Genomic DNA, 9,388 nt, shown 5'->3' on the forward strand with positions numbered 1-9,388 from the left:
GAATGCGTTTGTGTGCTGTTCGTTGAATTACATTAGGATGCCTAGAAGACTGAAAGAATTGGGCGGGAGTGCATTTCATGAATCTGCTTTAAAGAAGATAACAGTATACGGAAAAGTGGAATTGAATGGAACATTTAAATATTGCAAAAAGTTAAAGACAGTGGTGCTAAAGAAAGGTGTTAAGAAACTTGGAGAATATGTGTTTATTGATTGCCCGAAACTGAGAAGTGTGACGGTTCCTAAAGGCATAAAAAATCTTTGGTTGTACATTGACAGCATATTTTATTATCGGGGATTAAAGTGCAACCTTTCCAACATTACCATAAAAACACCAAAGAACTCAGAAATGTATAAGGAACGTAAATTTTTGAAGAAACGATACAAGATAAAAGTGAAAGTCATCAAGTAGCATTTGCTATATTGCTTGAAACATGAGTTGACAAGGTAAAAAGGTATAATAACCAGCGGGGGATGTGTGTTTTACATCCCCTGCTGGTTATTTATTTTGTTGTCCGTTTGCGGAACAATATATTTGTGATCCAAGAGACGATCATAAATAATACGATCGCAGCAGCAACGTCCAAGAAGGAATGCTGTTTCAAAAATAGCGTAGACATACAGATCAAGAGGCACAGTACAAAAGAGCCGTTGCGCCAGATCTTTTGCTTATGGATCGTCGCATAGCGGCAAAGTCCGGCGTGGATGGCAAGTGAGTTAAATACATGAATACTTGGCAGCACATTGGTATCGGTATCCGTTGCATACAGCATGGAAATGACCTGTGTAAAAATATTGTCATGAGTAAATTGTGTCGGTCGCATGTTCTGTGCATTTGGAAACAAAGTATAGATTAACAGACTGGCTGTCATGCCAATGATCAATGTGGCAATTGTCTGATAATAGTTTTCTAAATGCATCAGATCGAAAAATAAGAGTGCTAATGTTGCAAATACATACACAAACCATAATAAATATGGAATAATAAAATATTCGCAAAAAGGAATATAGTCGTCTATAGCGCAATGAATGTAGGTGAAAGGTACATCATCACGTGCCTCCAGCCACATAAACCAAACCATATACACCGGAAAATAGAGTGCGACAAATATATGTTTATAGCGGTAAATAAATTGTTTCCAGTTCATAAAAATCCTTTCTACTACAATATATTTATGGTTAATATCCCTTACAGCCAGTAAGGAATTACCCATCTTGTTGCTTAAGCTGTATAATGATGGAGCAATTGGTATATCGGATCCTTTCTTGGACTTTGCGTCCGTAATCTAGACTGATAACCAGCTCCTCATTCGCAGCGTTCGTTTTATGCAGGTTGAATCGCCATAGGTGCATTCGCGTCACACCACAGTAGATTGAATAGGCAATGAGTAAAACTGGTATTTATCCATTGCAATAATCTTAAGGAGTGACTATTTATGAACGCAGTAGGTATCGATGTTTCAAAAGGTAAAAGTATGGTTGCTATCATGCGACCTTTCGGTGAAATTGTTTCCGCACCTTTTGAGATCAAGCATACAGCCAGTGATATCAATTTACTTGTAGAACTAATTAACTCTGTTGAAGGTGAATCCCGAATTGTAATGGAGCATACAGGACGTTACTATGAAGTCCTTGCCCATCAGCTTTCAGAGGCAAACCTTTTCGTCAGTGCCATTAACCCAAAACTGATCAAGGATTTTGATAATGATTCCCTTCGTAAAGTCAAATCCGACAAAGCTGACGCTGTTAAGATTGCACGATATGCACTTGACAAGTGGCAAAATCTTAAACAATATAGTGTTATGGATGAATTACGCAATCAGCTTAAAACCATGAACCGTCAGTTTGGCTTTTACATGAAGCACAAGACGGCTATGAAGAATAATCTTATTGGCATCCTTGACCAAACCTATCCTGGTGTTAATACTTACTTTGACAGTCCTGCACGCAGTGACGGCAGCCAGAAATGGGTTGATTTTGCATCTACATACTGGCATGTGGACTGTATCCGTAAAATGTCCCTAAATGCCTTTATCGACCATTATCAAAACTGGTGTAAACGCAAGAAGTACAACTTCAGTCAGTCAAAAGCTGAAGAAATCTATGGAAAAGCAAAGGAACTTGTTCCTGTACTTCCAAAGGATGCCATTACAAAGCTTATTATCAAGCAGGCTGTAGACCAGCTTAATAGTGCCTCTGCAACGGTTGAATCACTACGCACACTTATGAATGAAACTGCTTCCCAACTTCCCGAATACCCTGTCGTTATGGCTATGAAAGGGGTTGGTTCCTCCCTTGGTCCTCAATTGATGGCTGAGATTGGTGATGTTTCTCGTTTTACCCATAAAGGTGCTATTACTGCTTTTGCCGGTGTAGATCCGGGTGTTAATGAATCGGGAAGTTATGAACAAAAAAGTGTTCCAACTTCCAAACGAGGTTCCTCTGATCTTAGAAAGACTTTATTTCAGGTAATGGATGTCTTAATAAAAACACACCCTCAGGATGATCCTGTGTATCAGTTCATAGACAGGAAGCGGGCACAAGGTAAGCCTTACTATGTCTACATGACTGCAGGTGCCAACAAGTTTCTAAGAATCTATTACGGACGAGTGAAAGAATATCTTTCATCTCTTCCAGAATCCTAATCATCATTATGATTTTCAGACCAGCACTGGTGTGGTGGTCTTATTTTGATACCTAATTTTCAACCTGTATAAAATTTTCAATGTTCTTCAATTTAGCCTTGACTTTTTATTTGCAGGCTAGGATCAGAGTGCCGAAGTCTGTTTTGCCGTCACCCTGATCTGTGGTCGTAAATTATGCTGACAGTGGTTTAATGCCAGCGGGAATGCTTAAGATCCAGTTCGTTGCGAATATAAGCGAAAGTTTTATCTTCGCCCTCTTCGGCGAGCATATGCAAAAGCCGTTCTAGCAGTTCTGCAGTTTCTGGATGCATGGTGTAATGCGATTTACCACGTTCGTAATATTCCAAAGGCAGTCGGTCGTTGTAATTTTCTAAATTGTAATTACGGCTTGCCGCCATGCGGTCGCAAAACATTTCAACGACGTAACGTGGTGCCATAGGCATTCCCTGTAACCCCTTGGAGCAGTCAGAGGAAAGATCGATCCAGTATTCATAGTGATGGCGGTTGCGTCCTTTGTGGTGAAGCCATGCGGCAGAGTAGCCGATGGTTTCGCGCTCATAAGCGTTCGGGCTTCGTTTGCCTTCTTGATAATAGTGAACACCGGTCCAAAATTCAATTGGATGATATTTCGACCAGTCATGGCAGATTCCCTGCCAGTAAATGCCGGCGCGAAAGCAATTGCGGCGCACCAGTCGTTTGTGGCGTAGAATTGTTCGCAAATGCCCCCAAAAATTGTGCCATAATCGCATGATGACATCTCCATTTCTCATAGTGTAGTTGTGCGGCTGCGGTTGTAAGCCGGAGTTGCACTTTGGTAACTTTCTCAAGAGTTCTTTGCTGTCTGTGCGGCAAAGTTATTGCTGTAATTCGGAATTGTATTCGCGCATCCACTGTCTCGGTGTACATCCTTTCCATTTGCGGAATGTACGGATCAGATGGCTGCAATCCGAAAAACCGGTCTCCTGACTGATATAGGTCAGATCCAGTTTCGTGAATAAAAGCAGATCCGTCACCCTGTTAATACGCACAAATTCAATATATTCCTTGCAGGATTGATGATAATTTCTGCGGAATAATTTAGCAAAGTAAGAATAACTCATTCCGCACCGTTCTGCAAGGTCATGAATCCGTAAAGGTTCATTATAATGCGATTTGATATATTCTGCAATATGTTCAAACTCATGATTGTCACTTTGCCGGGACAATAAAATTTCTTCCATATTAAGTCCGCGCATCAGCCAAACGCGCGTCATCGCTGTGATTAAGATCGCAAGTTTGGAGCAGGCAATCGTGTCGTAGCCAAAATGGCGTAGCCGCATTTCCTCGATACAGTCGACAAAAAGCTGCTTGAGTGGAATACCTGTCATGTCGCCGTCGGCAAAGAAAATATTGGAAGGATCTTCCTCATAAGCAAGAGAGATGATCCGGCTGAATTGATTTTTCATGTTATCCGTTGCCTGCAAAAAGCCAAGGTCAAACTTCAAAACATGATAGCGAATGTTTGGCGGGGAAGCGGCTTTGCAGTCAGATGCCGCCACAGTCGTTATAGAGGGAGATTTCTCCGATACATCTGCAGCTGAATGTGGTATTGACACCGGATGAATGCTGTCGTGTTCCTGATCCGGTAAAGGTTCCTGCGGAGATGCCAGAAGAGGGCAGGCAGACAGCGGACAGTTAGGCAGATAACCATGCAACGACGGATCCATAAAGAAATCTTGCGATTTCAGCGTAAAAGCAGGATCTTGCGATGGTTTCTCAGCCCGGCTTTGCTCAAAATCCGTCGGAAAGACATCGATAGTATGTAAAGTCTTTGGCGGGAAAAAAATAAAATCTCCCGGTTGCAGGGAGTATACATTCTCATCACAGGTGACAAGCAGATTGCCGGCTGTAAGATATATACATTCTATAAAATAATGCCAGTGTGGCAAAATAGGAAAGTTGTGATCGTTCGTAATATGTGTAAAAGCTTCGATTGGTGCATTTAAGCGGTCTGTATATTCGTAATAGCGATCCATAAGTATTAGTCAGCCTTTCTGTAAATTCTTTAAAATTTGCACAAAAAAAGTTGCAAAAAGATAGATTTGTACAATTTTTGTGCAGATTTATTATAGCATAGCACCTACTGCTATGCTATACTTTCGTAGCAGATTTACAGAAAGGAGAAAAAAACTATGACTCCAATGAAATGGTTTTATTCATTTTTGAAGAAATATTGGCTGCGCATGGTGTCGGGTCTGATACTTGTAACGATACTTGCTGCGACAGCTTTGGCATCGCCATACATCTCCAAATTGATCGTGGATGATGTCATTAAAAAGCAAAATACCGGGTTATTACCGAAGCTGATCATTCTGCTTCTTGCGATGGTTGTGATCAAGGGTGTATGCCGATTTTTTTCGCAAGTATTGTTTGAAACAAGTTCGCAGGGTGTGTTGTATACCATGCGCGACAAAGTATACCGCAAACTATTGTTAGAAGATTTTGCGTTTTATAATAAAAATAGAACGGGAGATCTGATGGGACGTCAGACCGGAGATATGGATGCGATCCGTCATTTTGTGGCGTATGTGATCTATACGGTATACGAAAATATTTTGTATTTTGTGTTATCCATTGTTTTGATCTTTATGGTCAATGTAAAGCTTGCTGTATGCATGATGCTTGTGCTCCCACTGACGGCAGCTACTACCTATATGCAGGCAAAGAGAGTGAAACCGGCATTCAAAAATTGTCGTGATGCTTTTTCAAGCCTGAATACATATGTGCAGGAGAACATTAGTGGAAACCGCATGGTAAAGGCGTTTGCGAAAGAAGACTTCGAAATGGAGAAGTTTGGCGTGGAGAATGACCGTTACCGCGATGCAGAGCTTGGTGCAGCCGCTATTTGGAAAAAATATGTGCCGATCTTTGAGTTGTTGTCCAATCTGTTGACATTGGTACTTATGCTTGTTGGCGGTGTTATGGTGGTGCGCGGAGAGATGACATTAGGTGATCTTGTTGCAGTAAACGGATATTTATGGATGCTCACAACACCGCTTCGCATGGCGGGATGGTGGATCAATGATATTCAAAGATTTACTACATCAGTAGAAAAGATTTATGGGACTTATACTGCGGAACCGGATGTGAAACATCCCGGCCATCCGGTACAGCATCAAAAGTATGAGGGGAATATCTCGTTCCGCAATGTGTCGTATCGGGCAGATGATGAGGACATCATTCGTGATGTATCTTTCGAGGTAAAGAAAGGTGAGACGGTCGGCATTTTGGGAACGACCGGAGCCGGAAAGTCAACGATCATTAATCTGCTTTGCCGTTTCTTTGATGTGACAGACGGTGAAGTGCTGGTAGATGGCATTAATGTGAAGGATCTGGATCTGTATGAACTGCGTGAGAACATTGGTATCGCCATGCAGGATGTGTTCCTTTTTTCGGATACGATCGAAGGAAATATTGCATATGGCCGTCCAGATTGTTCGTTTGAACGAGTAAAAGAAGTGGCCAAAATGGCAGACGCCAATTTGTTTATTAAAAATCTTCCGGATGGATACGATACGATCGTAGGTGAGCGCGGAGTCGGATTGTCGGGCGGACAAAAGCAGCGAATTTCTTTGGCGCGTGCCTTACTTAAAGATCCGGCGATCTTAGTGCTTGATGATACGACATCGGCGGTAGATATGGAAACAGAGAGTTACATTCAGCGCCAGTTGGAAAATATTGGACACAGTTGTACGACATTTATCATTGCATATCGAATCTCTTCTTTGCGTGATGCCGACAAGATCTTGGTTATGGATCAGGGCCGCATTATTGAGCAGGGAACCCATGAGGAATTGATTGCAAAAGGTGGATATTATGCAACCGTTTATCATCACCAGTATCCTATGGCTGTACCGAAAAACGGACAGGAGGTGAATCACATTGGCTAGAAATACTTATGAAAATGATGAGATATTAGAAGATAAGTTTGACGCCAAGCAGTTAAAACGACTGGGTGGTTATATACGTCCTTATACCGGCAAGATGCTGCTCGTGTTGTTTTTGATGTTGTCATCTTCCGGACTTACCATGTTTATTCCAAAGTTTTTGCAGATAGAGATGGATACGTATATCCCGAATGGCGATATACATGGTATTGTGATCTTGACGTTGATCGCAGCAGTGATCGTAGTGTATGCAGTAGTCAGTCTGCGTATAAAGGTAACACTTACGACGCAGGTTGGACAGGATATCATTCATCAGATACGAGAGGATCTCTTTGCTCATTTGCAGGAACTGCCCTTTAGTTATTATGATGACCGTCCACATGGAAAGATTCAGGTACGTGTGGTTAATTATGTCAACAATCTGAGTGACCTATTGTCAAATGGTATTTTGAATACGATCACAGATTTGTGCAACCTGATCTTTATTTTGATCTTTATGCTTTCTATGAGCGTAAAGTTGACACTGGTATGTATGTGTGGCTTGCCGGTGCTGATCCTGTATATTGTCTTTCTCAAAAAGAAGCAGCGTTATGCTTGGCAGGTACAAAGCAATAAGCAGTCTAACTTGAATGCCTATATTTCCGAAAGCATTAACGGCATACGTGTGACGCAGGCGTTTGTGCGGGAGGAAGAAAACACCAATATATTTAACCGTTTGAGTATGAGTTATCGCAAGGCGTGGATGCGTGCCGTGATCTATAACTTTGCAATGGGACCGATGGTCGATCTGATCTCCACGATCACAACGGCATTTATATATGTGATCGGTATTAACTGCATTATAAATGGAGGATTGGATGGCGTGACAACCGGTAAGTTGATCGCGTTTACAGCATATATCAGCCGCTTCTGGCAGCCGATCAATACGATCGCAAACTTTTATAATAGTGTGCTCACGGCAGTTTCTTATTTGGAACGTATCTTTGAGACGATTGACGAACCGGTGGCAGTAAAAGATGCACCGGATGCCGTTCAAATGCCGCAGATCAAAGGAGATGTTGCGTTTGACCATGTCACCTTCAGCTATGAAGACGGTATTCCGATCTTGCATGATGTGAGTTTTAAGGTACAGCAGGGTGAAACAATAGCCATTGTAGGTCCGACCGGAGCCGGCAAGACAACGATTGTAAATTTATTGAGCCGTTTTTATAATGTAGACCGTGGAACGGTCAAAATAGATGGGATTGATATTTCCAAAGTAACGCTTCGTTCCTTGCGTGAACAGATGGGCGTTATGATGCAGGACAGCTTTATCTTTTCCGGAACGATCATGGATAATATTCGTTATGGCAACAAGAAGGCTTCGGATGAAGATGTGATCCGTGCCGCAAAGACGGTGTGTGCGCATGACTTTATCGTACAGATGGAAGATGGCTATAACACACAGGTTAATGAGCGAGGAAGCCGCTTGTCTGTTGGACAGAGACAGTTGATCTCGTTTGCCAGAGCGTTGTTGGCAGATCCGGCGATCCTGATCTTAGATGAGGCAACGTCAAGTATTGATACGGAGACGGAAATTGTGCTGCAGGAGGGCTTGAGCCACTTGTTAGAGGGACGTACCTCGTTTATTATTGCACATCGTTTGTCGACAATTAAAAATGCGAACCGCATTATGTATGTTGCAGATGGTAAGATTTTGGAAAGTGGTTCTCATGAAGAACTGCTTCAGATGCACGGTAAATATTATGAATTGTTTATGTCGCAGTATAAGGCATAATAAGAGTAAAAAAGCAAAGCCAGCGCTCAATGTCATTAAGTCACTGCCAGTTTCTTTGGGTATAGGCAAATAGACAATGTATTTGTAATAGAGCAACGTTTGCAAATGGTAATCAAGGAACTCCTCATATCCCAAGAATATGTAGAATTCCTTGTTGGTCGTGACGGAGAGTTCGATCAGCTTGTCGCTTCAACTGTCCGCAGATGTAAGCGAACTGTTCGTGATGACAACAGTGCACTTGTTCTTGTTTTGCCCTAAGGAAAGCCACATCAAACGGCAAGAAATGTGGTTTGATGTGGCTTCCTCATTGCTTAATTGATGAAGTGAGTTGTTTTGAAAACTATAGAGAGGAGTGAAGTTTTGGAAAATAGATTAGAAATAAGTACTATTCCGTATGGGCAATGTATGAGCGATACGGACTTTGATCTTGATAGAATTATTTATGATTTGGATGGCCAGATAGATTTGTTATCCGGTCAGGCTGACACACTCGATTACTTAATTTCTGTTGCAAGCGGTATTCTTTGCGGAATGCTTGATATCCTCTGGGTTGGAGAATTTAGCCTTGAACATGGCAGAGCAATCGCAAGTGATAAAATCGAAGACTTTGTAAAGAAAGCCGCCAAGCTAACCGGCTGTGAGAGCGATGATCTGGGCTCAGCTGTAAAGCATTTGGAAAAGCTGTTCCCCATACCAAGTGACGGAAATACTCCTGATTTTGGTGGAGGGCTTCAGCACCACCTGAGAGATTTTGCTCATCATCCAACGATTGTCGGTCTAATTTTTTCTTTGCTCACGCAGTTTACATATAAGTCGTATGGAACTGATACAGCAGGGATGTTTCTTGTTGTCGATGTCCCTGAAAAAAGCAGACCATTTATTGGCGATGATACTCCTACTAAGATACTCTACGGTACGCTGACATGGTTCTTCCATTTGGTAAGTGACATGGCTGGTTCAAGCAGCACCGCAGGTAAAACAGGCGGTACAGGAATCCCCAATGGCATTAAGTTAAGGAAATCTCACATCACAGAAATGTGGTG

General features: G+C 42.0%; 7 protein-coding genes and 1 pseudogene. 5 read left to right on the forward strand and 3 right to left on the reverse strand.

Annotated elements, in window-relative coordinates:
- Window positions 1–409 (forward strand): leucine-rich repeat protein (locus tag DXB73_RS14090; RefSeq protein WP_207665880.1); only part of this gene is annotated, 409 nt, incomplete at its 5' end.
- Window positions 410–500: 91 nt separating this feature from the next.
- On the opposite strand, the gene DXB73_RS14095 is transcribed toward DXB73_RS14090, so the two are convergent.
- The gene (locus DXB73_RS14095) at window positions 501–1,145 is read right to left on the reverse strand and encodes a phosphatase PAP2 family protein (protein ID WP_182448369.1); all 645 of its coding nucleotides are present in this window, start codon (window positions 1,143–1,145) and stop codon (window positions 501–503) included.
- A 288-nt stretch (window positions 1,146–1,433) separates the two neighbouring features.
- Here DXB73_RS14095 and DXB73_RS14100 point away from each other — a divergent pair, with 288 nt between their 5' ends.
- Complete coding sequence (locus DXB73_RS14100; RefSeq protein WP_118691550.1) at window positions 1,434–2,642, forward strand: IS110 family transposase; 1,209 nt, start codon at window positions 1,434–1,436, stop codon at window positions 2,640–2,642.
- A 188-nt stretch (window positions 2,643–2,830) separates the two neighbouring features.
- Here the strand turns inward: DXB73_RS14100 and DXB73_RS14105 are convergent, their stop codons facing one another.
- Together DXB73_RS14105 and DXB73_RS14110 are read right to left on the reverse strand one after the other, a co-directional pair.
- A complete protein-coding gene (locus tag DXB73_RS14105) occupies window positions 2,831–3,391 on the reverse strand; it encodes a DUF5662 family protein (protein WP_118691551.1) in 561 nt (186 codons plus the stop codon).
- Window positions 3,392–3,496: 105 nt separating this feature from the next.
- A complete protein-coding gene (locus DXB73_RS14110) occupies window positions 3,497–4,657 on the reverse strand; it encodes an AraC family transcriptional regulator (protein ID WP_118691552.1) in 1,161 nt (386 codons plus the stop codon).
- A 156-nt stretch (window positions 4,658–4,813) separates the two neighbouring features.
- On the opposite strand from DXB73_RS14110, the gene DXB73_RS14115 reads away from it, so the two are divergent.
- From DXB73_RS14115 to DXB73_RS14130, 3 genes and pseudogenes are all read left to right on the forward strand, one after another.
- Entirely contained in the window at window positions 4,814–6,571 is a 1,758-nt protein-coding gene (locus DXB73_RS14115) for an ABC transporter ATP-binding protein (RefSeq protein WP_118691553.1), read from the forward strand.
- Complete coding sequence (locus DXB73_RS14120) at window positions 6,564–8,345, forward strand: ABC transporter ATP-binding protein (protein ID WP_022024172.1); 1,782 nt, start codon at window positions 6,564–6,566, stop codon at window positions 8,343–8,345. Before DXB73_RS14115 ends, DXB73_RS14120 begins: the two co-directional genes overlap by 8 nt.
- 360 nt (window positions 8,346–8,705) lie before the next feature.
- Window positions 8,706–9,388: pseudogene (locus tag DXB73_RS14130) on the forward strand (hypothetical protein); the annotation flags it as partial.

It is taken from the genome of Clostridium sp. OM05-6BH, assembly GCF_003481635.1.
Taxonomy (GTDB): domain Bacteria; phylum Bacillota; class Clostridia; order Lachnospirales; family Lachnospiraceae; genus Butyribacter.

Coding starts and splice junctions, on each gene's coding strand:
- DXB73_RS14110 (WP_118691552.1), bottom strand. CDS start 4,657: ATGGATCGCTATTACGAATATACAGACCGCTTAAATGCACCAATCGAA.
- DXB73_RS14115 (WP_118691553.1), top strand. CDS start 4,814: ATGACTCCAATGAAATGGTTTTATTCATTTTTGAAGAAATATTGGCTG.
- DXB73_RS14105 (WP_118691551.1), bottom strand. CDS start 3,391: ATGCGATTATGGCACAATTTTTGGGGGCATTTGCGAACAATTCTACGC.
- DXB73_RS14095 (WP_182448369.1), bottom strand. CDS start 1,145: ATGAACTGGAAACAATTTATTTACCGCTATAAACATATATTTGTCGCA.
- DXB73_RS14100 (WP_118691550.1), top strand. CDS start 1,434: ATGAACGCAGTAGGTATCGATGTTTCAAAAGGTAAAAGTATGGTTGCT.